General features: G+C 57.0%; 18 protein-coding genes. 9 read left to right on the top strand and 9 right to left on the bottom strand.

From position 1 onward, the window contains the following. Positions 1 to 14 precede the first annotated feature (14 nt). Both V1294_RS13500 and V1294_RS13495 read right to left on the bottom strand, forming a co-directional pair. On the bottom strand, positions 15 to 698 hold the full coding sequence (locus V1294_RS13500; protein ID WP_334497701.1) for a CpsD/CapB family tyrosine-protein kinase: 684 nt from the start codon (positions 696 to 698) through the stop codon (positions 15 to 17). 148 nt (positions 699 to 846) lie between these two features. Further along, positions 847 to 2,196: a sugar transporter gene (locus tag V1294_RS13495; RefSeq protein WP_334497699.1), complete on the bottom strand. Its 1,350-nt coding sequence runs from the start codon at positions 2,194 to 2,196 to the stop codon at positions 847 to 849. Positions 2,197 to 2,469: 273 nt separating this feature from the next. On the opposite strand from V1294_RS13495, the gene V1294_RS13490 reads away from it, so the two are divergent. The 3 genes from V1294_RS13490 to V1294_RS13480 all read left to right on the top strand — a co-directional run bounded on the left by V1294_RS13490 (position 2,470) and on the right by V1294_RS13480 (position 5,289). After that, on the top strand, positions 2,470 to 3,306 hold the full coding sequence (locus V1294_RS13490) for an ExeA family protein (protein ID WP_334497697.1): 837 nt from the start codon (positions 2,470 to 2,472) through the stop codon (positions 3,304 to 3,306). Positions 3,307 to 3,431: 125 nt separating this feature from the next. Next, positions 3,432 to 4,019, top strand: a complete 588-nt coding sequence (locus V1294_RS13485) for a polysaccharide biosynthesis/export family protein (protein ID WP_334497695.1) — start codon at positions 3,432 to 3,434, stop codon at positions 4,017 to 4,019. Positions 4,020 to 4,089: 70 nt separating this feature from the next. Further along, the gene (locus tag V1294_RS13480; protein ID WP_334497693.1) at positions 4,090 to 5,289 is read left to right on the top strand and encodes a hypothetical protein; all 1,200 of its coding nucleotides are present in this window, start codon (positions 4,090 to 4,092) and stop codon (positions 5,287 to 5,289) included. A 136-nt stretch (positions 5,290 to 5,425) separates the two neighbouring features. On the opposite strand, the gene V1294_RS13475 is transcribed toward V1294_RS13480, so the two are convergent. Further along, positions 5,426 to 7,690, bottom strand: a complete 2,265-nt coding sequence (locus tag V1294_RS13475) for a tetratricopeptide repeat protein (RefSeq protein ID WP_334497691.1) — start codon at positions 7,688 to 7,690, stop codon at positions 5,426 to 5,428. Between the two features lie 184 nt (positions 7,691 to 7,874). Then, positions 7,875 to 9,308, bottom strand: a complete 1,434-nt coding sequence (locus tag V1294_RS13470) for a WecB/TagA/CpsF family glycosyltransferase (protein WP_334497689.1) — start codon at positions 9,306 to 9,308, stop codon at positions 7,875 to 7,877. 50 nt (positions 9,309 to 9,358) lie between these two features. Here V1294_RS13470 and V1294_RS13465 point away from each other — a divergent pair, with 50 nt between their 5' ends. The 4 genes from V1294_RS13465 to V1294_RS13450 all read left to right on the top strand — a co-directional run bounded on the left by V1294_RS13465 (position 9,359) and on the right by V1294_RS13450 (position 14,184). Continuing rightward, entirely contained in the window at positions 9,359 to 9,874 is a 516-nt protein-coding gene (locus V1294_RS13465; protein ID WP_334497687.1) for a serine acetyltransferase, read from the top strand. 206 nt (positions 9,875 to 10,080) lie between these two features. Then, entirely contained in the window at positions 10,081 to 11,082 is a 1,002-nt protein-coding gene (locus V1294_RS13460; protein WP_334497685.1) for a glycosyltransferase, read from the top strand. Continuing rightward, the gene (locus V1294_RS13455; RefSeq protein ID WP_334497683.1) at positions 11,079 to 13,262 is read left to right on the top strand and encodes an NAD-dependent epimerase/dehydratase family protein; all 2,184 of its coding nucleotides are present in this window, start codon (positions 11,079 to 11,081) and stop codon (positions 13,260 to 13,262) included. The genes V1294_RS13460 and V1294_RS13455 overlap by 4 nt, the downstream gene beginning before the upstream one ends. Positions 13,263 to 13,275: 13 nt before the next feature. After that, positions 13,276 to 14,184, top strand: coding sequence for an FkbM family methyltransferase (locus V1294_RS13450; protein WP_334497681.1), 909 nt, complete (start codon positions 13,276 to 13,278; stop codon positions 14,182 to 14,184). Here the strand turns inward: V1294_RS13450 and V1294_RS13445 are convergent, their stop codons facing one another. Next, positions 14,185 to 14,829 (bottom strand): glycosyltransferase family 4 protein, encoded by a 645-nt coding sequence (locus V1294_RS13445; protein WP_334497679.1) that lies wholly within the window; start codon positions 14,827 to 14,829, stop codon positions 14,185 to 14,187. It lies immediately after the preceding gene. A 693-nt stretch (positions 14,830 to 15,522) separates the two neighbouring features. On the opposite strand from V1294_RS13445, the gene V1294_RS13440 reads away from it, so the two are divergent. Beyond that, complete coding sequence (locus V1294_RS13440) at positions 15,523 to 16,584, top strand: acyltransferase family protein (RefSeq protein WP_334497677.1); 1,062 nt, start codon at positions 15,523 to 15,525, stop codon at positions 16,582 to 16,584. A 25-nt stretch (positions 16,585 to 16,609) separates the two neighbouring features. After that, positions 16,610 to 17,695: an acyltransferase family protein gene (locus V1294_RS13435; protein WP_334497676.1), complete on the top strand. Its 1,086-nt coding sequence runs from the start codon at positions 16,610 to 16,612 to the stop codon at positions 17,693 to 17,695. Here V1294_RS13435 and V1294_RS13430 read toward each other — a convergent pair. The 4 genes from V1294_RS13430 to V1294_RS13415 all read right to left on the bottom strand — a co-directional run bounded on the left by V1294_RS13430 (position 17,681) and on the right by V1294_RS13415 (position 23,932). Then, positions 17,681 to 18,784 carry a glycosyltransferase family 4 protein gene (locus tag V1294_RS13430; RefSeq protein WP_334497673.1) on the bottom strand — a complete coding sequence of 368 codons (1,104 nt, stop codon included), beginning with the start codon at positions 18,782 to 18,784 and terminating at the stop codon, positions 17,681 to 17,683. The genes V1294_RS13435 and V1294_RS13430 overlap by 15 nt on opposite strands. 158 nt (positions 18,785 to 18,942) lie before the next feature. Next, a complete protein-coding gene (locus V1294_RS13425) occupies positions 18,943 to 20,328 on the bottom strand; it encodes an oligosaccharide flippase family protein (RefSeq protein WP_334504633.1) in 1,386 nt (461 codons plus the stop codon). A 1-nt stretch (position 20,329) separates the two neighbouring features. Further along, positions 20,330 to 21,727: a hypothetical protein gene (locus V1294_RS13420; RefSeq protein ID WP_334497671.1), complete on the bottom strand. Its 1,398-nt coding sequence runs from the start codon at positions 21,725 to 21,727 to the stop codon at positions 20,330 to 20,332. 159 nt (positions 21,728 to 21,886) lie between these two features. After that, positions 21,887 to 23,932, bottom strand: a complete 2,046-nt coding sequence (locus tag V1294_RS13415) for a hypothetical protein (RefSeq protein ID WP_334497669.1) — start codon at positions 23,930 to 23,932, stop codon at positions 21,887 to 21,889. Between the last annotated feature and the right edge of the window lie 102 nt (positions 23,933 to 24,034).

Genomic DNA, 24,034 nt, shown 5'->3' with positions numbered 1-24,034 from the left:
GGTCGGATTTGAAATCAGTAGTAGCCGTAGTACGAACTAGCCTTCTCGGTCGATTTGTTCACAACCACGCGGATAACCGGCGTTCGTTTCAAATGCCGCTGGCATTCCTTGATGTCAGAAACCGTCGTGCTTCCAATCCCTGCAACAAGCAACGCCGCATCTATTCGGGGCAGGATTGAAATCACATCATCGCCAAGCAGCATCGGCGGAAGATCGAAGATGACGATGCGCGAGCGGAAGTCTCGCTTCATGGTCTGGAGCAGCGCCCCCATCGTCTGGGAGCCCATCCATTCCGAAGAGTTGGACGAGACCGATCCGGGCAGCACCAGCATGCCGTTCGGACCGATGCTTGCCTGCACGACCGCCGACGAAAGTGGGGCGCGTCCTTCGAGCACGCTGAGAACACCACCATTGCCGCCGATGCCCAGATAATTTCCAACCGCTGGCCGGCGCAAATCAAGATCGACCAGCAGCACCGACCGCTCCGGCAGGCGGGAAATACTCAGCGCAAGATTGCAAGCCGTTACCGTTTTTCCGCATCCTGCGGTCGGCGAAGTCACGGCCAGAAACTGCCAGCTCTTCTTGTCCATCTCCTGCAGCACCTGCGTGCGCAGCATGTCGTAGTAGCGGCCGTTCTGACTGGAAGTGCCATGGGCCACTATGCGATTGGCTTCGAGATGATCCGCGCTGAGGCGCACTTCCTTGAACGGCGAGTCGGCAGAGCGCTGCAGCGGTCCTTCGGCAGCCAGGGGAGATCCGCCCAACCCCGCCGGACGGTGTACCGCCTCCGCAGCTCGCGCGAGTTCGACAGCCTGCTTTATTGAATCCACTGCGTGACTCCGCGAATTATCGAAACAGCCCGACCCTGGCCTTGGCAATCATCAGGTCAAGCGGTGGAAGGAACAGGTAGGCAACTGTCAACAGCCCGATCACAACCAGCGCGAACGCCCCCAGAAAAACAAATATCCGTCGCCGCCTCGCACGCAGCTCGGCTGCTGTCGTGATGTAGGGAATTGAAACGATCAACTGGCCATCGACCACCGACAGAAGGTCATTGCTTCTGCGGATTCCCTTATCCAGAATTTCCATCAGGACTGTCAGCCCTGCTCCGCCAAACAGCGCGGCCGCGAAGGCCATCGCAAGAACTTTCAGCCGATTGGGCTTGACCGGCTCCTGCGGAACCGTGGGCTGCTCGATGATTTCGAGCTTCTCTGACTGCTGGTCCTTTTCAAGGTTTTCGCCGAGCCGTGCGGCGGCCAATTTTGCCGAGGCGGCATCGAGGTTCTTTTGCAGGCTCTCCTGCTGGGCAACCATCACCTCGATACTGGCAGCCGCTGCCGGGTCACTAGTGGGCGCCGGCGCAGCGGCCACCTTTTCCAGGGCTTCGATCTGCTTCTTCAGGGACTGGATCAATGGGTGCCGCTCTGAGTACAGCGCGCCCTTCTGGATCAGTTCGGACTTAAGCTGCGTAAGGGTTGCCGTCGGCTGATCGGAGCCACCGGACGATGCCGGTTTGCCCTGTGTGAGCCGCAACTGGGCGATCTTGGCGTCAAGCGCCGAGTTCTCCGCCTGAAGTCTCTGCACCTCTCGCGCCAGGAATTTCGTCGTGTCCGTGGCGCGGCTGGTCCGATCTCGAAGGTCCTCGTTCAGGATCCTCGTCATCAATTCGTTGGCGACCTGCGCAGCCACCGCAGGATTGCCGTATTCGAATCCGACCGAGAAAACGATCGTGGGATTTTCCATCGCGGCGCGCGTCCGCTGCTTGAAGTCCAGTTGAAGGTCGACCGGCGCGATTTTCGTGTTCTTCTTGACCGCCTCGACCAGTTCGGTCGGCGACATCAGCGCGCGCTTGTCCGGGAACAGTTTCAATTTGTCGGCGATCGCGATGAGATTGTCTCGCGTCATCGTCCGCTGCTGAATGACCTGAATACGCTCCTGGGCAGCGCTGGTAACCGTAGGCCGGACCAGCTCGGATGGAATCTGCTGCGATTGAACGAGGATGCGTCCTTCGGAGCGATAGGTGGGCGGCCACAGCAAGGCTGCCGCGGCGCCCGCAGCCAGGATGATGACGAACGGCAGCGCGAAATAGGCCCAGCGCCGCTTGAACAGTTCCCAATAGAAAGAGAACTGCAATAGGTGACTGCGGTCCTCTTGCTGCGCCTGGAAATCGTCCTCAAATTCAACTTTCTGCAGCATATATCGTCCGAGCGTCTGTTTGCGAGCCTGCTAGGCTAATGATACCGCGAAATGATCGGTGGCGCTTCGCTCCGGGCTGCAATCTATCATCGATCTTGCAGGGATTTAATGAATAGTTGCTCATCACCAAGAGTTTCAAATTTCAATCTTAATGGTGGTTCCATCGGCAAACCGCTTTGGCAAATTTACGTAGATCAGAGAAATGGGTGGAGGGAGGCAGGGTATTTTCCCGAATTACGCTATAAGGGTCTGTAGCCGGGCTAAGGAAGTTCAATGTACGAGGCATTTTATCAGCTCCGGGAGAAACCTTTTTCAATTCTCCCCGACCCCGACCTGATTTACTGGGGCAAAATGCATTCCATGGCGTTCACGATGCTGGAGTTCGGCGTCATGAATAACGCTGGCTTTACCGTCATTACAGGTGAAATAGGTTCCGGTAAGACAACCCTGGTCCGGCATCTGCTCAAGAAGGTCAGCCCGGCGATCACCATCGGCCTGATCTCGAACTCCCCGCAGGGCCGGCAGGAATTGCTGCAATGGATCCTGATGTCGCTCGGGCAATCGTTCGATGGGGATTATCCAAACCTTTTCAAGAAGTTACAGGATTTTCTGTACGGTCAATTCGCCAATGGAAGACGGACCATATTGATTATCGACGAGGCGCAGAATCTCGAGCCGGAGGCGCTCGAACATTTGCGCATGATCTCCAATATTAACGCTGACAAGTTCCAGATTTTGCAGCTGATTCTAGTCGGCCAGCCCCAGCTGCGCGACCTGCTCCTGGCGCCGAAGCTGCATCAGTTCGCGCAGCGGATTTCCTCCGACTTCCACCTTCGTCCCCTCGACGACCGGGAGGTGGCCAATTATATCGCGTTCCGGCTCCAGGCGGTGGGTGCCCGCCGCCCCCTGTTCACCCAGGAAGCCTGCTCGCTGATCGCCTCCGCGAGCGGGGGGATACCCCGAATGATTAACGTCTTATGTGACACGGCGCTGGTCTATGGCTTTGCCAACGACCAGCGGGTGATTTCGGACAATATTGTTCGGGATGTTATTGCTGATAAGCAACAGTACAGCATTTTTCCGGTAAAGAAGTTCTCTCGGGTTCCCTAAGTCCTTGTATCCTATTAGCTTCCCCCACGGTTAAACAGCGGCTGCGTGGTTGGGAAAAAATGCCCACATGTTGGCCCAAATGTCTTTGTTTGCGGGCTTTTTGCCGACCTTTTGGGGGTTATGACATGCGAATCTTGTTAGCACTGCTGTGCGCTGCCTTCCTGGCCCCGGGGGCGGCAAAAGCGCAAACGCTGAAATCGGGCGACAGCCTGAGTATTACGGTCCTGCAAGACCCCAAGCTCGATCGGAACGTTGTCATCGACCCCTCCGGCGAAATCGCGTTTCCCCTCGCCGGCCATATACGGGCACGCGGGCTCACACCGTTGGCGCTCGAAAACATTCTCAAGAACAAGCTGAAGAACAACTACAAGGACGAGAATCTGGACGTTACGGTCGCCGTTATAAACGCTCCCAAGGAGATCCCCGAGGACGACCTGAAGCCGAAGATTTTCATCACCGGCGAGATCATCAAGCCGGGCTCCTATGTCGTCAGGCAGAAGACGACGTTGATGCAGGCTATCGCCCTTGCTGGCGGCGTCGGACCGTTTGCTGCGAAGAACCGCATCCAGGTAAGGCGCAAGGGCCCCAGCGGCGACGAAACAATTTTCATGTTCAACTATCGCGCTTACGAAGCCGGTAACGACCTGGAGGGTAACATCACCTTGCGGGCCGGCGACGTCATCATGGTTCCAGAACGACGCTTGTTTGAGTGAGGCTTGACGATCGGCGGGGGCGAGAAGCAACGTGAAGAGAGCTGCCATAGCAGTCTCGATATGCTTTGGCATGGCGCCGTCCGTGGCATTTGCGTTCGACTGGTCGATAAAGGCCAGCGAGAGCGAAACCGTCGAACTGAACAGCAATCAGTTCTTGCGCAACTCCCCCGCGGGATCGGTGGGCTCCTACACCACGCTCAACGCTGACGCAGAGGCGCGCACGCCGACAACCAGATTCAATTTCATCGGCGACGGCACCTACAGGAAGTATTGGGGTCCGGGCGCTGCCGGAACCGCATCGGAGTTTTTGGACTATGGATTCAAGGCGCGCTACGAGGTTCGGGAAAAGACCAGATTCGATCGGGAGTATGTTGAGGCAAGCTGGAGACAGCAAAGTACCGCTCTCGCACTCCTGAACGATCTCGGCGTTTCCACGCCGGCTTCAGGCTTCATCGATCGCCTTACGGCAACTGGTGGAATCGATCGTTCGATCACCGCAATTGACACAGTGTCTCTGTTCGCCACGTCCACTCGCACGAGCTACGAGCCGTCGAGCGGCGGCACGCCGTTTACGGACACACTTGCGCGCGGCAATTGGCAACGCTCGCTGAGTTCAGTCACGGCGATCAACCTGTCCTCCGAATATGAACTTCTCGAATATGGCAACGCATTTAATACCCAGGTCCAGATTTTTCGTGAGCAAGCCGGGTTCGACGCCACATCGTCGGCGGTGCTTTCCTTTCGCGCCAATGCCGGCGTCGCCTATCTGGTGACCGATCGAGGGGTTTCGAGTTCTGCATTCGGGGGTACCACGTCGGCCACACCGGTATCGAGCACGGTGCACGACTGGATCGGAGATGCTGTCCTCACCTATCGAATGCTCAAGAGCACGACCTTGTCCGTCATCGCCAGCCAGTCGGTTGGACCGAGCGTCGTCGGTTCTCTGTTCAAGCGCGATTCGATCACGGCATCGCTGAGCCACAGCATCAATTCACGCTCCACCCTCTCGTTTTCAGCAAGCGGCAACCGGCAGATATCGACCACAACAACGGATTACGCTTCGGCGTCGGCGACCTACAGCTACAATCTGACCCGGGAATGGGGGGCGTCGGCCACCTACCGATACCTGCATCGGTTCGCGAGCACCGGCAGCGCCATTTTCGATCCGATTACCGGCACGCCAACCGTTTCCGGCACCGGGCCTGCGGACTCCCACAGCTTGATGTTCGTCGTGACGCACAACTGGACTGTGCTGCCGTCGGGCAACTAGAGCGTGCCGAGCTTTCCTTTGGATCGCCGTCCCGCTCCATCTCTTTGAGCTGAACATGATCTCCCGGGCAAACGCTTCGCGTTTGGCCCAGGCGGAATCCGTTATCCGCGCTTCCTGATCATGCTCCCGCCGGCGTTCATTTCATCGCGGAACGGATGCTGTCCTTGAGCGGTGTCCCGTCCGGCTCCAGCGAAAATGCGGTCTTGAACCGTTCGGCCGCCTTTTCGGCTTGCCCCGCAGCCGCGTAGCTCATGCCGAGGTGATAGTGGACCGCCGCAAGGTTCGCCGCCGCAGCGGCCTCGAGCGTGGCGATCGCACCCTTGACATCGCCGCGCTTGTACTGGGCCCATCCCCACGTATCCTGAAACTGCGGCACGTTGGAGCTCTTGAGCTTTTCCGACAGCTCAAACGCACGATCGAGACTTGGCTTGTCGCTCCGATTGTCCAGTAGCAAGCTGACGAGATTGTTGATCGCAACCGAGGAATTCGGCTGGTCCTGCAGAATCGCTTCGTACTGAGATATTGCGGCGTCGTTGTTCCCCCGCATGATCTGCAATCCAGCCAGGGAGAGACGGAAAGCGACATTGCCGGGCAACTCTGCAAGTCCAGCCTTGAGCACCTTGTCGGCCGCATCATAGTCCTTGCTTTGAAGATAGAGCTCGGTCAGCGCAGTGTATCCCGCCGGCTCTTTCGGCTGCTGCTCGACTGCCTTCTTGAAGCTTTGCAGCGCCTCATCGTTCTTCTTTTCCCCCAGTTTGGCCTGCCCCAGAAACACGAGAAGCTGAGCATTGCCCGGGAACTTGCTGCTCATCGTCTGCAGCAGCGCTGAAGCCTTGTCTGGCTTGCCCTGTTTCACATAGGCGGAGGCAAGTGCAAGCGCCGGCTGTGGTGCGTCCGGTCCCGCTTTGTGCGCAGCCTCCAGCGCCGCGATGCTTTCCTCGATCTTGTTCTGGCCCGCGAACGCTGCCGCGCGGATCTGCTCAGCAGTCACGCGGCCCTCATCGACGCGTCCGATGGCGTCCGCGATCGCCAAGGCTCCCGACCAGTTCTGCCGGCTCAACTTGACCTGCGCGAGCGACGACCAGATCTGGAGATTGCCGGAATTGCGACTGGCGGCTTCCGTCAGAATCTCTTCGGCGCGAGCCGCGTCGCCCTTGCGCTGCAGGAACGCGACGTATCGAAGAACGACATCGGGATTGGCGTTGGATGATTTCAGCGCGTCGGCATACTGACGATCGGCCAACTCGCCCTTCCCGCTGCGTTCATACGCCACTGCCATCAACGACAGCAGCTCAACCGACTTTGGCTGATCGTTGAGCGCCTCGCGCAAGTCGGAAATGGCGCTGTCGAACTGGCCCTTGTCGATGCTCAGGGCTGCCCGCAGCCGCAGCGCGCCGGCGTTTCGGCGATCCTTCGAGAGGATGTCGGCGATCAAGGGCTCGGCAGCCGCCCTGTCGTTCTTCGCAATATAAATCTCTGCAAGCTTGACCTGGGCGGCGAGCTTCTTGTCGGGGGTAGCTGCCGTGTTGGCCAGCTTCTGCAAAGCCTCCACGGCATCGGCCGTTCGGTTCTGCCCCTGATTCAGTTCGGCCAATGCGATCTGGTAATCGAAGTCATCGCCGCCTGCCTTGATCCGCGCTTCCAGCTCCGCTCTGGCAACATCCGCGCCCTTCGTGGCAGCCAAAAAGCGAACAAGGTCGAGCCCGATCTTGCTATCGGTCGGGTTGGCTTCGGCCCTCGCCCGGAACTCCTTTTCGGCCTCGGCGAACTTTCGCTGCGCGATCAGGAACTGCAGAAGCTGGGCACGATACGCACCCTCCTGAGGATTCTGCGCAATCAGCTTGCGAAACAACTCTTCCGCCTTCACCAAATCCTTCTTGCGTGCATACACGTCGATCGTCTGCAGCGTGATGCGCGTTTCGTCCTTAGAACCGGCAGGAACCGAATTCAGAAGCTTCAGTGCACCATCCAGGTCGCCATCTGCGGCTTTTTTCGACGCAATCAACGAGATTGCATCGACGTTGGCCGGATCGATCTCATATGCCCGCTGGGCTTCGCGGATCGCGCCGGCATTGTCGTTTGTTCGCAGGAGAATGATCGCCCGCAAAGCATGGAGTTCCGCATTCGGCTTGTCGCCCTCGTTTGAGGCATCGACGACCCGAAGCGCGGCCTCTGCGGCCCCGCCGCCCACCATAATCCGCGCAAGCCTCAATCTCGCATTCAGATCGTTCGGATCCAGTTCGACGATACGGCGCAGATCCAGAAAGAGCGAGCTCGACTTTGTCCTCTCGTCGACGCCGGCGAGCGCCCGCCAGACTTCGACCTTGTCGCTCTTGTACTTGACGGCCTTCAGGAGTTCTTTCCGCGCCTCGAGGTCGTCCTTCTTTTCGATGAGAGCCATTCCGCTCTCATAGTAGCCTTGCGCGCGTTCTTCAGGCGATCCGCAGCCCGCGACGAACGTCACGAGCAGGAGCGCAAGTCCGCGGCGAACTTGAAAAGTCTGACCAACTGGCTGCTTCATCTCTGGCCCTGGATTAGTGGCACATGGCCGAACCCGGCCGGATATTCGTCTGTAGCCTCCGCTATCACACTTCCTGTGACAGGAGGAATTCGAATCTATTCAGGCGGAATATTCGTCGCAGGCCGGCGGACGCGCCCATGAACAGCAGTTTCTGTCCCCGGCCGGCCAATTGTTTTCGAACCATCAGGAACAACCCGAAGAACCTTGCGTCGATATACTGCGTATTCGAAACGTCGACGATCAACCGCTTGCCGCTGTCGAGCGCGTCCCGAAGCTGTTCGATCGCGCTGTCGACATGTGCGGCCACCGCGGCCCCGGACAGGGCAATGATCACGGAACCATGATCTTCGCGTCTCGCGATCGACAGCTTTTTCAGGTCTCGCGCGCGCCGCTCACTCAGTATCAAAGGCAGCACGGAGGTGACCAGCATCGCGAGCAAGGCCTTGCCGTCACTCCAGTAACGCCGCCAAAGATAAGGCTCTTCCTTGATGCGCCACAGCCACTCGAACCCGGTGCTGCGCAGCATCGGCGGCGCCCGCCGGACGGTTCCGGCTTCGAAATTGATCGTGGCCCCGAACTGGGCGCGAACGGGCGGGCGCAGCCGCCAATGGTTGTGCAGCAGCCAGGCCTGGGCCTTCTCCGCGCCAAAAAACACCGCAATTAAATCCGCATCGCTGGCATTTATTTCATCGATTATATTCGGCGAGCTCATCTCTTCGATGGTGCCAAAACCGGGATTAAGCACGCCGACGCATTCCAGGCCGCCCCGCTCGGCGTTCAGTCTGGCGCCGACCGCGGCCGCCAGCCCCTCGGCCCCGCCCAGCAGGAAGACCCGTAGCCGCCGGCCCGTCCCGTTGGCCGATTTGAGCCGCCCGAACAGGTCGCTGCCGGCAATTCTCTCATGGATCGGAATGCGCAGCAGCTTGGCGAGCCAGATCAGCGGCATGCCATCGGCAAGACACAGATCGCTCAGCAGCATGGACTCCCGGAACGTGCCGTTGATCTGGCTCTTGACGAGAAAATTGACGTTGGGTGTCGAAATCAGAAACGGCGAGCCGGCATTCGTTGCAAGCTCCATCGACTGCAGCAGCAAGGGAAAATCGAGCGCGTCCACCGGAATACCGAGAAGGCCAAATACGTTGCGGGAAAGGTCGTCCGGAGAGGCGCATGCCGATCGCGGCTCCGCAGATCGCTCGGCAAAGTCGGACGAGGCCGGAGCGGTGCGCAACGTCTTCAACATAAAAGCTCCACGAATTTCAAATTTTCGCCCGGCGCACCGCGGGTGGGCCATCATATGATTAACGAATAGTAAGCGATCTACTACGAAAATCTTGCTTAGTGAAATCGATTTAATATACGTGATTAATAGCGCGTCTCTGAATGAAATGCCAATTCCAAGGGGATAGCTCGGGCGGGCGCGCCCCCGGAGATCGCGGGCCGTCGGTGGATCAACAGCCGATGGAGATGGTTGCGCGCACTGAGAACCGGGCGCTTCCAACGAACCGAGCCGTCCGCTATTGGGTCTAATTCCAGGACAGGTGCACGCAGGTGGATCAGGCTACCGAACAGATCAGCGCCGATATTCCCGACTGGACCCGGGAATGTCCCCGGCAGTTCTGGGACCCCGGCCGCAAGCTGCTGCTGACGGTTCGGCGTTACCAGTTCTGGCAGGCACGCGGCGGCCTTTTCGGTACGCTGTGCTGCAAGTTCATCGCGCTGCGCCACCGCTTCTGGAGCGTGGTGACGGGGACGGAGATACCGCTCACCTGCCAGATCGGCGGTGGGCTGCTGATCCCCCATCCCAATGGCATCGTCATTCATCCGGACGCCAAAATCGGCGTGAACTGCCTGATTTTCCACCAGGTCACGCTTGGCAGCCGTGGCCGCGGCGGGGTTCCCGAAATTGCCGGCCATGTCGACATCGGCGCCGGCGCCAAGATCCTTGGGCCGGTCAAAATCGGCGCACATGCACGGATCGGGGCGAACGCCGTCGTGATTGCCGACGTCGAGCCATACGGGGTGGCGACGGGATATCCCGGAGGAATTCACCACGCTCAGCAATAGTGCCTTCACTCCGTCCGGTTCGTGATACCTAGGCCCCTGTCGATCTGCCGCATCACTGAGGCTGCTCGGCAAAACAAAATTGCCGCTGCCGTCGCGTTTCCAGATCGAATTTGACGAAGTTTACCGGCCTCCCAGGCCGCCGCGGAATTGAAATGTTAAGAGATTCCACTTTGCAGACGAGCGAGAGCATTAACCAAAAACCCGGCATGGAGCCTGCAAGGTTCGGCGTTGTCGTCATCGGACGCAATGAGGGCCAGCGGCTCGTCACCTGTCTGCGCTCGGTGTCTACGGCGGCGGCAGTGGTTTACGTCGATTCCAACTCGACGGACGGATCGGTGCAGGTGGCACGCGAGCTGGGCTCCGAGGTCGTCGAGCTCGATCTCAGCATTCCCTTCACCGCGGCCCGCGCACGCAACGCCGGCTTTGCGCGCCTGCTGACGGTCATCCCCGATCTGCCTTACGTTCAGTTCGTGGACGGCGACTGCGAGCTTGCCGCCGGATGGCCCAACGCCGCCGCAGCCTTCCTCGATCGTCAGGCGGATGCCGCGGCCGTATGCGGCAGGCTCCACGAGCGATATCCCGATCGATCCGTCTACAACTGGCTTTGCGACCGCGAGTGGGATCGCCCCACCGGCGAGGTTCGCGCCTTTGCCGGCAACGTGATGCTGCGCGCCGCGGCGCTGAAGGGCGTCGGTGGCTATCGTGAGGAGGTGATTGCCGCCGAGGAAGACGAGCTGTGTGTCCGGCTTCGCCAAGCGAACTGGCGGATTTGGCGGCTTCCCGACGAGATGGCGCTGCACGATGCGGCGATGCTGCATTTCACCCAATGGTGGCGAAGGGCGCAGCGGGCGGGATACGCCTTTGCGCAAGGCGCGTATCTGCACGGCGCACCGCCCGAGCGGCATTTTGTGCGCGAGACGCGGCGCGCCCTGGTTTGGGGCCTCCTGCTCCCCTTCACCGCCGTCATCGCGACAATCGCGCTGCCGCGTTTCGGGTGGATCGCCTGGCTGATCTATCCGATGCAGCTTGCCCGGCTGGGCATCAACAACCCGGGCCCGTTTTCGGACCGCGCACGCCTCGCGGTCTTTCAGCTTCTGGCCCGTTTCCCGGAAGGGCTTGGCCTGGCGATGTTCTGGCGCGACCGGCTGTTGCATCGCCGACCTCAACTCATCGAACACAAGCAGATTCCAACGAGCAGGAATACATGACCGATAGTTCAATCAACCGGCGCGCGGCCATCAGCGCCGCGGCCCCCATTCGCACTGCCATTGTCGGAACCGGTTACATCGCGGAGTTTCACGCGCGTTCGATCCGCGAAGTTGCAGGCGTTGAGCTGATCGCGACATGCGACGCCAATCTCGGGCGGGCGAAGGCCTTCGCCGGCGCCTGGAATATTCCGCGCGCCTTCGACTCGCTGCCGAAGATGCTTGAAGAAGCCCAGATCGATTGCGTCCACATCCTGACGCCGCCCGATCTGCATTTTTCCCTGGCCAAGGAAGCACTGGAGGCCGGCGTTCACGTCTTCCTGGAAAAGCCGATGTGTACTTCCACCGCGGAAGCGGACGAGCTGGTCGCCCTCGCGGCGGAGCGCGGCCTCCAGCTCGGTGTCAGCCACAACTTCCTGTTCTCGGCGGCGTTCCAGCGCCTGCGCGAAGCGGTGCATTCGAAAGCGCTCGGACCGATCGATCACATCACCTTCAATCATTTCTATGAGCTGGGCCAGATCCGCTTTGGCCCGTTCGACAACTGGATGCTGCGCAATCCCGGCAACGTCATCCTCGAAACCGGCCCCCATCTGGTGTCCGCGCTGCTCGATCTTGCCGGCGCGCCCGAAATCCTTTCGGTGACGGCCGACCGCAAGGTGACCTTGCCGAACGGCGCCGACATCTATCGGCGCTGGCGCGTGCAGACGACCGTGGGCCGCACCGCCATCGACCTCAACATCAACTTCGCGCCCGGCTTCCCGCAGCGAACGATCTACGTTCGCGGACTGTTCGGATCGGCACTGCTTGATTTTGACGCCGACACCTGCGTGATCGACCAGCGGACGCCGCTCGATATGGATTTCGACCGCTTCAAGCGCAGCCGCGGGCTCGCAAGCCAGATGCGCAGGCAGGCGCTCGCGGTGCTGGCGCGGTACGGGCTTGGCAAGCTGAAGCTCGTGCGGCGCGGCAACCCGTACCAGAACTCGATCCAGGACTCGACCGCCGCCTTCTACGCGGCGATCCGCAACGGACAGCCGCTCGATGTCCGCGTTGCCGGCCGCACCGGCCGCGATGTGATCGAGCATTGCGTCGGGATCATCGAGGCGTCCGCCATTGATACGTCAGTCACCATGGCGGCCCGCGCTGCCGCCGATCGTCCCGCCCTCGCCGCCCCGCCCACTGTTCTCGTCCTCGGCGGCGCCGGCTTCATCGGCAAGGAGCTGATACGCCAGCTTCTTGCTGCCGGCTATGGCGTCCGCGCCGTGGTGCGCGGCTCGGCATTGCCGCTTGACGAACTCACGTCCGACCGCCTGGAGGTGGTTCGCGGCGACATCGGTAACCGCGCCGACCTCGACCGGGCGATGGCGGGTATAGCGTTCGTCTATCACCTTGCCCATGCGCAATGTAAGACGTGGGAAGAATATCTGGCCAACGACGTCGAGCCGACACGGCTGGTGGCCGAGGTTTGCCTCGCGGCGAACGTCAAGCGGCTGGTCTACACCGGCACGATCGATTCCTATTATGCCGGCGCCAAGGCAGGCACCGTCACGGAGGCAACGGCGCTCGATCCGGATATAAGGCGGCGCAACTACTACGCGCGCGCCAAGGCTGCGGCCGAGGACATCCTGACCGACATGAGCCGGAGCCGGCAATTGCCGCTCGTCATTCTGCGGCCCGGGATCGTGATCGGCCGCGGCGGCGGTCCGTTTCACTGGGGCGTCGGCCGGTTTTCCGAAAACGTCTGCGAGGTGTGGGGCGACGGACGCAACAAGCTGCCGTTCGTGCTGGTATCTGACGTGGCCGCGGCGCTGGTGCGGGCCATCGAGGTTCCCGGCATCGAGGGCAAGAGCTATAATCTGATCGATGCCCCACTGCTGACGGCGCGTGAATATCTGCAGGACCTGCAGCAGCGCGGCGACCTGAAGTTATCCGTCATCTATCAGCCGATCTGGAAGTTCTACCTCGCCGATCTCGCGAAATGGGCGGTGAAGGTTCTGGTGAAACACCCCGACCGCATCCGCAAACCGAGCTACGCCGACTGGGAATCGCGAACGCAGAAGGCCTATTTCGATTGCACCCGCACGCGCACCGAACTGGGCTGGAAGCCGGCGTCTGATCGGCAGCGCATGGTTGATGAAGGGATCGGCGTGGCGTTGGAGCCGTGGCTGGAGGCGACGAGATGAAGGAGTTCAACGCATGTCCCATGCCGTGAAACATGCCTTGGCAAAACTGCTCCGTCCCTACATTTACAAAGAATTGCCCGGCTGGGGAAGGCTACATCGCCTGTTTGTTGGCGGTTACGAAGCCGACCATGACTGGCAAGGTCTGGATCGTGTATGGATGCGCGGAAAGCTTCACGGCTATGAGATGTCCCTCGATCTAAGCAACTGGTCCAACAGACAAACCTATTTTCTTGGACGTTTCTACGATCTTCCAACCCAACTCGTACTCCTATCATCCCTCCGACCCAGCGATACGTTTGTTGATATCGGTGCAAACGAAGGAATGATTTCTCTGCTCGCCTCGCGCTTGGTTGGCGATCATGGGAGGGTCCTTGCGTTCGAGCCAAATCCCGTTCCACGAGCTATCTTTACGTCGGCCATCGAAAGAAACGGCATAGAGAACATCCATGTTTTCTCGTTTGGATTGGGAAGTCGTGAGGAGGTTCTTACGCTCAAAGTACCAAAGGGAAACTCCGGAGAGGCCTCATTCGCGAAAAGCAACTATTCGTCCAACGACCTGAACAAGGTCGAATGTCAGTTGAAGGTTGCGGATGGAATGCTGCGAGCCGAAGCTCCTCGTCTGATCAAGATTGATGTCGAGGGATTTGAGTTTAACGTTCTGAATGGCCTCAGCGAGACTCTAAAGCAACACAGACCAGGGCTTATCTTGGAAATGAGTGGTCAATTGGCGCGCAATGCCGAGACTTCGTTAGCGGAAATCTCGACATTTTTGCGAGATCGACATTATCGACCTTACATGTTAGCAATCCGGTCGCGCCGCAAGCTTCAGCTCATCGATCAACCATTGACAGAAAGTACCCACGCAGATTTTCTGTGGCTGCATCCATCGAACGAAATCATTGATCCAGCCAATTTTAGTTAGTCATTTGAGCGCTAATGCACGCCTCAAGCCAGCGGCGAAACCCAATTTCCCATCGAGGAAAGGCTCCTTAACCTGCGTGCACGCATTTGCCGCCGCCTGATAAACTTCCGGAGATTTGGCCAGCCTAAGCACTTGCGCGACATAATTTTCAACGTCGTCGACTTCCGCTTTAAGGCAGGCTTCTCCGAGCACTTCCCAAGCTGGAACGACGGAGCTTGTAATGACCGGTCGGTTGGCAAGCACAGGCTCGATCGCAGAGAGCGCCATTCCCTCCTCGAACGTACTTTTGGTCGGGACAATGGATGCGTGATTTCTTGCGATAATTTCGCTCATTTGGGGCGGCAGCACGTGGCCGTGAAGTTCGACGACTCCTTGTAAACTAGCAGCATCGCGCCGAAGCCGAAGTTCATCGAAATCAGGTCCGGCTCCGCAAACATCCCATTTTACCAGCCCAGGCGCCCGATCTTCGACTCTTCTCGCGATATCAATCAAATCGAATACACCTTTGTTTTCAGTGATCCTCCCTGCAAACAGTATCCGGAACGGCGTCGTTTGAGAGGGCGCAGCCGCGATTGCATCAAAATAAGAGCGAGAGAATTGCCCTCTCATCTCAATCAAACGCTCCGATGGAATCTGTCCTGCCAAGGTACGGACCTGCCGCAAGCATTCTGGCGAAACTCCTAGCGTCGCGTGCGCGCAATTTCGAAAGAAGGCTCCGTCCAGGCGACGAATGAATCTCTTCACTAAGCCAGCTTTGGGATATCCAGCGGGCCAAAGCGTGTTATGAAGAACCGGAATGACCTTTATGCCAACTAGCCGAAACATCGAGAGGACAAAAAAGTGGGTTGAGCTGGAATGAATAACCGCGAAATCCGCTCTAAACTTTACAGCCTCCAGAAATAGCCACGCGCCGTACACTACCTGCCCAAGATGATAGCCTAATCCGCCGCCCCCTAACTGCGGCTTCGGCCTTTGCCTTACCCGAAACCTTCCCTCGCTACAGTCTCTCGGCGGGCTTGCATGACTCATCATATACACGTTCGCAGCGACCGACTCGCAGAAGTCGGCGAATTGACCGGAATATGTCAAAGCCGTCAGCCTAGGGTCTGCAGCGCCTTTGCGCCAATAGTCATGCGAATCGACTAAGCCACCCGGGCCGGCTGCGTAAAATATTCGAATGCCCAATTCAGATACCGACGACTGCCGTCCCTATTAAGCTTTATAAAGGATTTCAAGTGGCCTAACTATATACACCTCAGGGACAAATATCTAATCTGTCTGAAGAAAATCCTCGCGACAATTAATATTCAGAGATTTACCTTAGCTCAGCCTCGAATAATGGAAAAAATTCGGTTCGCCTATGTGGACGGCTTACGCGGCGTCGCTGCGTCGATCGTGGTGCTATTCCATGCCGTCGAAGGTGAGCACATAACAACGCTATTCAATACGTTTCCCGCCTGGATTCAGGTCATCTTGCGGCATGGAGACTTGGGCGTCGCAATATTCTTTGTGTTGAGTGGTTTCGTCATTGCGCATTCGCTTCGAGCGGAACTGACTCCAGCGGGTGCCCTGCGTTTCGCCCTAAAGCGGTCATTGAGGCTTGATCCCCCGTACTGGGTGGGAATTGCCATTGCGATCATATTTGCGCTGCTCGCTTCGCTGGTGGTCGCCGGCCGGCCCGCGAATACATTTTCAACTCCGCAAATTGTCAGTCACCTTTTCTATATGCAGGGCATTCTCGGCTATAAGAACATCAATCCCATATTCTGGACGTTGTGCCTCGAGATACAGCTCTACCTTGCTTATGCGCTGCTTCGACTCACGCGCTACACGCCGATCCTATACGCAGCCTTCGTTGCAAGTTTGATCTGGCCGCTCGGCCTTCACGACGGATGGCCAGGCGTATTCGTAGGCTTCTGGTTTGCTTTCTTGCTCGGAGCAGGCGCATATCTCGCTTGGACAAATTTGTCTGCTCGTCCTTGGTTTCTGGGGTATGCAGCAATCATTTCTGCCGCTGCATTGTATCGTTTAGATTATTTCGCTTTGGCGTGCTGCATCACCGGCATCAGCCTCCTGATCGTTTCCCTTGCCAACCGTCAAACCGACCTACTGAACTGGCGTTGGCTGCAATACCTGGGAATGATCTCTTACTCACTCTATCTCATTCACAATCCGATCACGGGGGCGGTGTTTCGCGTAGGCTTTTTACTCACGGAACGCAGCATTTATTCCGAAGCGGGATGGTGGCTAGTGTCTTTGGCGGCCTGCGTTGCGGCCGCAACACTGCTGTGGAGACTCGTCGAACGACCCAGCATGCTTCTGGCTAAGCGGCTCGACGCGCACTTGGCAAACCGCCCAAACAAATCAGCTGCACCGAAGCATATTGAGAAAACTGTCTAATCGATATTTTGTATAGGAACGCTACTTGCACAGTATTTCCAAACAGGATCCTGACTCAAAGGAGGCTGCAGCACTACGATCGATCGAATATCCAATCTTCGATTGGCTCCGATTTGTGCTCGCGTCTGTTGTTGCTCTGGGCCACGTCGGCCTGATCTTTCATAGCGACGTCGCCGGAAACCTGGCGGTTCAGGTATTCTTTTCGCTGAGCGGGTGGCTAATTGGGGGGATCCTATTGAGCTCCCGCATCGACCAGATGCCACGATTTTTCTTTAACCGGGCCACGCGCATCTGGATACCTTACTTCTTCGCCGTCGCTGCACTGTACCTCGTGAGCGCAGCACGAGAGCCAATCACCCCCAAATGGCTTGAGTTTCTGTACTACGATGTAACTTTTACTCATAACTGGTTCACGCTGTGGCCGGGTGCGGCCGTTGCACTTGCCCAGATGCCGCTGAAAGGGACCGGGCATGGCTTCTGGAGTATTTCGGTCGAGGAGCAATTCTACCTCGTCGCCCCCCTGATAATCGTTGTCAGCAGGTTCGGACGCAATCCGATATCGTGGGCTTTGATTTCGATAGCGCTGTGGTGCGCTCAACTCGTGGATTTCGCGTCAATCAGTCTGGGCGTTTTTGCCGCGACACTGCAGCATTCCTACGGAAACATCCACCTTCGGCCGTGGTTTATCGCCGCGCTCGTTGGCAGCGCATTGTCGTCGCTGTTGATGCTCACTGCCAGCTTCTACAATTTCGGAGCCCCCTTTTTCGCTATCAGCATCGTACTGCTGTGCGCCCGGCCAGGACTGCGAGGGTCGACGGGCGTGTTTGCAGGAGCCATTTCCTACCCCATGTATCTCAATCACTGGATGGGCGCGTTCGCGGTTAACGCGATCGCGAAACGCCTCGATTGGCTAACTCAGCCATTCGTCGGCCTAGCGTCCTTTGCTTTAGCAGTTATGATAGCGAGCACGGCATATTTGGTGATCGACCGAACCGTCATGATACGCCGAAACGATTTTTACTCGCCACTTGTCGGGAGGACGCTGGCCATCTTAGCCTACTCTCTCGTACTATCCGGCATCCTCGGCGGAATTTTATTAATCAGCAACTAGCTCTTCATTACTAGCGGCAATCTCTGATATTGCTCGCTCAAATAGTTCAGCCGCGTCATCCCAAGAATATCGCAAGGCCGTTGCCGTCGCAGCCGCCGACATGCGTCTCCAATTCTCGTTACTCTGACTAAGCACGTCGAGTGCTTTGCGCGCGAGGCCGGTTGCATCACCAACGTCAACAAGGAAACCGTTTACACCTTCGTCGATGATATCGATGGGCCCGCCGACCTTTGTTGAAACGACTGGACACCGACAAGCCATCGCCTCAATCGGAGGAAGATGGAATCCTTCACTCTTACTGCCGCACAGCCACAAATCGCACTTGGCATAAATCAGTCTGATGTCGTGTTGCGCGGGTCGACAATGGAATTCCACCCATTCCGGGAGTGGAAACTCCTTGGATATGCGCTGCGAACCGAACGCCACGGCCCTTGTTTGAGGTAGCATCTTCTTCAGTTCATAAAGCGCGGCCAAATGCGTTTCGGGAGATTTGAAATTTGTTGTCGAGTATAAGAATCCGACTGTCGGAACAGCCTGCCTATCGCGGGGCTGCGCGAAGAACTGACTTGTATCGACGCTGTTGTAGATCAAAAAGCAATGATCAACTCCATAAGAAGTGGACATCGTCTGCGCGAGCCATTGCGAAATTACTATCTTCGCCATGGGCAACCGATAGACGGCGCGGACACGCTCAATTGGAAGATACGGGAAGACTTCGTGGTGCTGCACAAAGTGAACCTTTGCACCCTTCTGCGGGCTCAAGGCGGCTACCCATTCGGCAGTTTCCCACCATGTTGCAACAACGACATCGGCATCCGGAACATCGTCGTCAACGATAGGACGTTTCGAATCCAACACCTTTACGGTGATGCCCAACTCGTCAAAGTAAGGTTGTGCCGTGCCAATTCCCACGGGCCAGCCGCGTCCCTTTAATGCTGACTTGATCTTCTCAGGCAAACCAACCTTCCGGGGCGCGCCCGAAACGACCGTTACCTCGTGGCCCCGACGCTTCAGCCGCTCGGCATAGATCGCCACAACCCGATTACCTCCGGCGAATCCGAGGTCCGGTATTAAAAACGTAATGCGCATCGTCTACCTAATCGGTTAACCTACACCGCACTAGCGCGGCCCCTCGAAAGCGCCATCCGTGGGTCGCTTGTCGGGCATCTTCACGCTCTTCTCCCATATATCAATTGGATTGGGTACAGTGCGCGCCGGGTAAGGTAAATGCCGCCCAAGCATCGCCCCTAGCTGATCGACACGAAACGAACTATGAAAGCGATAACCGCATTGAGCGCTTCTCCAGACACGATCCCAACAAGCAAGCCGGACAGCGCCAAGAGCTCTCTTCTGGGATTGAACAGGCCATGCGAACTCGCATAATAAATTACAAGAGGCGCGCTAGAAAAATAGGAAAACACAATACCCCACAGCGCGCCGTGCACCCCGGCCAAGTGAAATCCGAGCGGAAGAGCAACAAAGAGAGCCAGCATACGAATTGTATTGAGGTGGAAGTAGACTCTCGCCAATCCGAGCACGAGAAAGCACTGCGTGGCCAATCGTAGTGGAATGATCGCCAGAGCCAGAGCTAGAATTTGTAACATCCAGCCAGCCTGCTCATACCGACGATCGTATAACACGCTGATGATGGCTTGGCCCGAAACGGCCATTAGACCACAGCAAAAGTAGGCAGCCGCCGCTAGGAAACCGTGAAAGCGGTAATAAGCCTCTGTTAGTTTTGCCGGGCGCTCCCGCGCAACCTCGCTCAAGGCTGGAAACGATATGTCGACGATAATCTTGGCCAATACTTGATCAATAGAACTGAAGATTAGAAACGCAATCGCGTAGGCACCTAACGTGCCAGCGTCAGTGTACCATCCTAGAGTCATCCGATCGCCATTACTCACCAAGAAATACAGCACGGAAGAAAAGAATATCCACTTTCCAAAGTTCATGATCTCATAAAAGGCTTCGCGGTCGAACCGCCAGTGGTTCGGAGTACCCGAAAGCCAGATATGGCTCAGAATCGTCCTCACCATCGCTGATGCTATGCTACCTGCAACCAGCGCCCAAATCGATCGATCGATCAATACCCACGCAATCATGGCGATCAATCCGACGACTTGGGCCGCGATTTCGATGCGCGTTACGCTTCCCAGCAGAAGATTGCGGCTCGCCTCGATCAACTTTGTCGACTCGAAGCCCACGATAACCGTGGTCAGAGACAAAGCGGCCAATACGTACGGCAAGCTAGGATGTTCGTAGACGCTGTCCTTTGGAAACAACTCAAAATGTGATGCAAGCAGCACCAACAAGCATATCAGCAGGGCAAAGCACCAGAGGGCTACGCCTCGCAAGATCTGCACGACCCAAGCCATATTGAGAAAGCTGGGCTCGTGTCCTCGCTTACTCTGTATAATGCTGGGTTTCAAACCAACGTCAGAAAACAGCGCCAACCCTACGAGCACCATCATGGCAATTGCCATGACGCCAAACATCTCAGGAACGAGCTGTCGCGTCATGAATAGATTACTGCCAAAGCGAAGAGCAAAGCTGACCACGTAGCTTGTTAAGCTCCACGCGCCAGCTCGCACTACCCTTTGTGTGAGAGTGAATCTATTGGAAGCTGACATCTCAAGCGTCACTAGTAATTCTTTTCGAAAGTGGATGCATTGACGCAGCCTGGCCAACGAAAGCGCGAACTGCCTCCGCCCTAGCAAGGAGCGCTCCCGCAAGCAGCCACGACCAAGGACTAATCGACGCGTTAGGTATTTGCTCAATTACGGTCACAGCGAGGATGACTGCAAGGGCCGCCATTAGTAACTGCTCGCGTTTCGACTTGACGAACTGAAATGAAGCGAACGCCCTAAACACCGGCAATACGAGAAGTCCAAATTGGGCTAAGAATCCGATCAGGCCAGCCTGACCAAGTGTGACGATCCACAGACCGTCGGTTGCGCTTATGTCGTCCCCAGCGTCGGAATAAACCCGACTACGACCATATCGTCCCCAACCAAAAAAAGCGCGCTCGTTGGCATGAGCGAGGAGGTTGTGCTCTTGATCAAATCGAAACTTCAACGACGCAGCGCGCTCTTCATTGAAGATTGCGGCAATGCCGACAAACGAGTTCGTAGGGAATAGATCGACGGAACGAAGAAGCGGGTAGAGTAACCCAATCGACACCATCGCCGCAGCGATGCGCATTTGTGTTCTAGGCTTCAAGAGCGCTATGCAAGCGCCAATGGTGATGGAATACACTAGAGCGCCGGCCGATTTGCACAAGATGACGATTACAGCCAAATAGCCTGCGACAGCAGGGAGAGATATTGATTTCACGACAATCCTCGCACGCCAGATCGCCAGTGCCGCTAAGAAGGCCGTGGCAACGAGGAACGAAGTAGCTAGGCTATTCGTCAAAAATACCTGAGGACGATATCCACCATACCGGAAATTGTGAACGAACGCCGATGGCGAATAACCATAAATCCAGTTGGACAATTGTGGACTCATGCGGATTTCGATCAATATGGGAAGCGAATAGAACAGTCCCGCCACAACCAGTGCACCCAGGACGATCTCCACATCAGACGAACGCGTGAGGTAACGGCGCGCAATGAAAAAAGGCAGAAAGTAGATCGTCTGACTTAGGAGCGCAGAAATCCCGTCGTAATAGCCAACGCCAGGCAAGATCCTGTCTCCAATGGCAACCGGATCGCTGTTCAACAGAGAAGTGATCAAGGGACTGGTGATGTAAGCAAATGCCAGAACCTCAACGAATCCCACTCCGGAAGCAAATTGCTTCGCTCGGCGGGCGAACAATATACAGCCGAGGACTGCGCAAAGATTCGGGATAGAAACTTTGTCGAACGCCGGTATCATCTCGAACTTCGTCGCGACACCGGAGGGCAGCAGCAACAACGCACCAAGAATGTTTGATACGGTTGCGACTGAAAATGGAAGAAGGAAAAATAGAGAAATTGCAACGATCGGCCACGAAAAGATGGCAAACGTCGCAAACCAGTTCCCGGTCATCGCGTCTCGCAATTCTTAGATAGTGTCCTCAGGTGCAGGGTGACACCACACAGTGGAGATCAGGCGGGCGAGCCCAGTGCTCTACTAGTATGGCATGCCCTGTTCCTGACGTCACATCCTTTACGGGAGACGCAGCTTAATGTTGGCAGTATCGGCGGTTTATTTTATACCGTTGAATGCCACGATCGCCATCCATTGGGGCGGCGATTGGGTCTGGTGAATATCCTCTAGAACTGACCATACATTATTTGAAGTCGACCATCCGGAAAGTTGAAAACAGGATGGGAACTCGGCCGTGAAATCTCCTGCCGTCAGGCTCACGAAGTTATTGTAGTTGGTAGTCAGGAATCCGTTTAAGGATGGAGCCTGTTTAGACGCGGCCCTAAGAATGTCGACTTGAGATTTTCCGCCCCCCGTATAGTCCGGCGAATAACCTCCCTCGTAGCCGCACATTTTCTGTATGCCAAATTTCTGTGCCCACGCCTTCCAGTTCGCATACAAAATCGCGCACTTGAAGAGTGTAAAAGGTCCTGTGCCACTGTTTGAAGTGTTCGCATAAGCCGTCGCGATCTCGAGCTGCAACGTTGGATTCCCAGCTGCCGCGGCATAGGCAGCGGCGTCAGCTGTCTCCTGGAGGGTGCCGTATTCCGACGGCGAGAAGTACTGCGCACAGCAGATATGTGTGACCCAATTCGAAGCTGGGCTCTTGGTATAGGGCGCTTGAGGAGCCTCCGCTTGCGCCAAATACTTAGTCGACGCAAGTCTCGCATTACTGCCGGACGTTCCTAAGACGCTGTTACCTGTTCCGGTTTGAACCCCGCACAAGACCTGATACTTGGTTCGATCCCCACCATAGGCGATGCTAATTGCCTGGCCCAGCACCGACATCGCCTTGCCGTACCAATTGTGGAAATCCGCTCCCCAGCCATAGGCCGTCGCCTTCGCATTAGCGTATCCGGTCTGGAAGAAACCACCGGTATTGTTCCAGAGCTCGTTCGGGCCTTCGAACCGCGGGATCATCCAAGACGGAGCATTTGCACGACAATAGGCCGCAAGACTTGGCATGTAGTCTGTCGCCGGGTCGATCGCAAAGGGCGGAGTGACAAAATAGGGATGCGCGCCAATCTCAGCACATAGCCGAACCATCAATTCAGGAGGGCAACCGTTGCCAAGACCCGCATTACCCAGTGCGACGTCGCCACCCTGCTTAATCCACGCATTCAACGTTGCATCATAAACGAGCGTAGCAATACGGTCGGCTACAGGATACGAGTTGCTCCCGGCCGAGAGCGGATTGGAATAAGAATTCAGGATTCGAATTGCGCCCGTACCGTTAACATCCAACGTACTCGCTGCCATGTTGCTAACATTGAACTTCACCATAACTATTGCTTTGTCCGCAAGCTTGAAGCCCGCGAGTTGAGCCGAATAGGCAGTGCCGACATTCGTGGTTAGGCCAGCATAGAGGCTGCTTCGATACTCCGTTCCGGAATAGAACACATATGTCGTTGGCTTTCTCGTCGCCCACGTCGTGACGTTCGTAGTGTTGCCATTCTGCCAATTGAGGAAGCGAATGACGCCAAAGTTTGCTTCGGCGAGCCTTTGCTTGAAGCGGGTGCCGAACACCTGCCCGGCGTTGAGAGCAGCTTCATCGTTGACGTGGAAAACCTGCAAGTTCGTAATGCGCGGGGTTCCGATATCCCGAATGCCGACGGCGAACCGCGTATCCGTCGTGGAAAACACGTAACGGCCGCTGCCATTAGTGCTGATCTTGCTACCACTGACCGGCGTGTTGCTCATGCCGCAATAGACCGTGCCATTGCCGCTCCAGGTGATAACGTAGTTTCCCGGGCGTGCTGCCTGCGAAGGCACAAAGAAGACGGTGTAGACTCCGCCGTGAGAGATTGACGTAGGATAGCCATCGCTATCGAGTGTGTTCGGCTCGGGAGAGCCACTGTTATCGATCAGCGTCCAGGCTTGGGCTGTCTTCAAGCAATTCAGAAACGGAAAATCCCCGCCAATCTGCAAAAAGCTCAAATTCACCTGCGACCGACCGCCGTTGAACTTGGCCGCCGCCGACGAAGATGAAGCCGTCCTGCTCGGTGCCGCCAGCGGTGCGGCAATTGCCGCCGCCGGCAGCATCGACGTCAGGGAAGCTACGCTCACGCCTTGCAGAAAGGTTCTACGGTTCATTTGCGAGGTCATAGTCTGGTCCAATCATCGTTAAGGGATAAATTCGAAGACGATTGATTACGCGACCGAGTTGATTCTACCGCAGGCCGCGTCATCCACGCTAGTCAGTCACTT

The sequence above is a fragment of the Bradyrhizobium sp. AZCC 1678 genome (genome assembly GCF_036924765.1).
Lineage (GTDB): Bacteria > Pseudomonadota > Alphaproteobacteria > Rhizobiales > Xanthobacteraceae > Bradyrhizobium > Bradyrhizobium algeriense.
The sequence above is the reverse complement of the archived record's forward strand: the minus strand, read 5'-3'. Positions and strand labels throughout refer to the sequence as shown.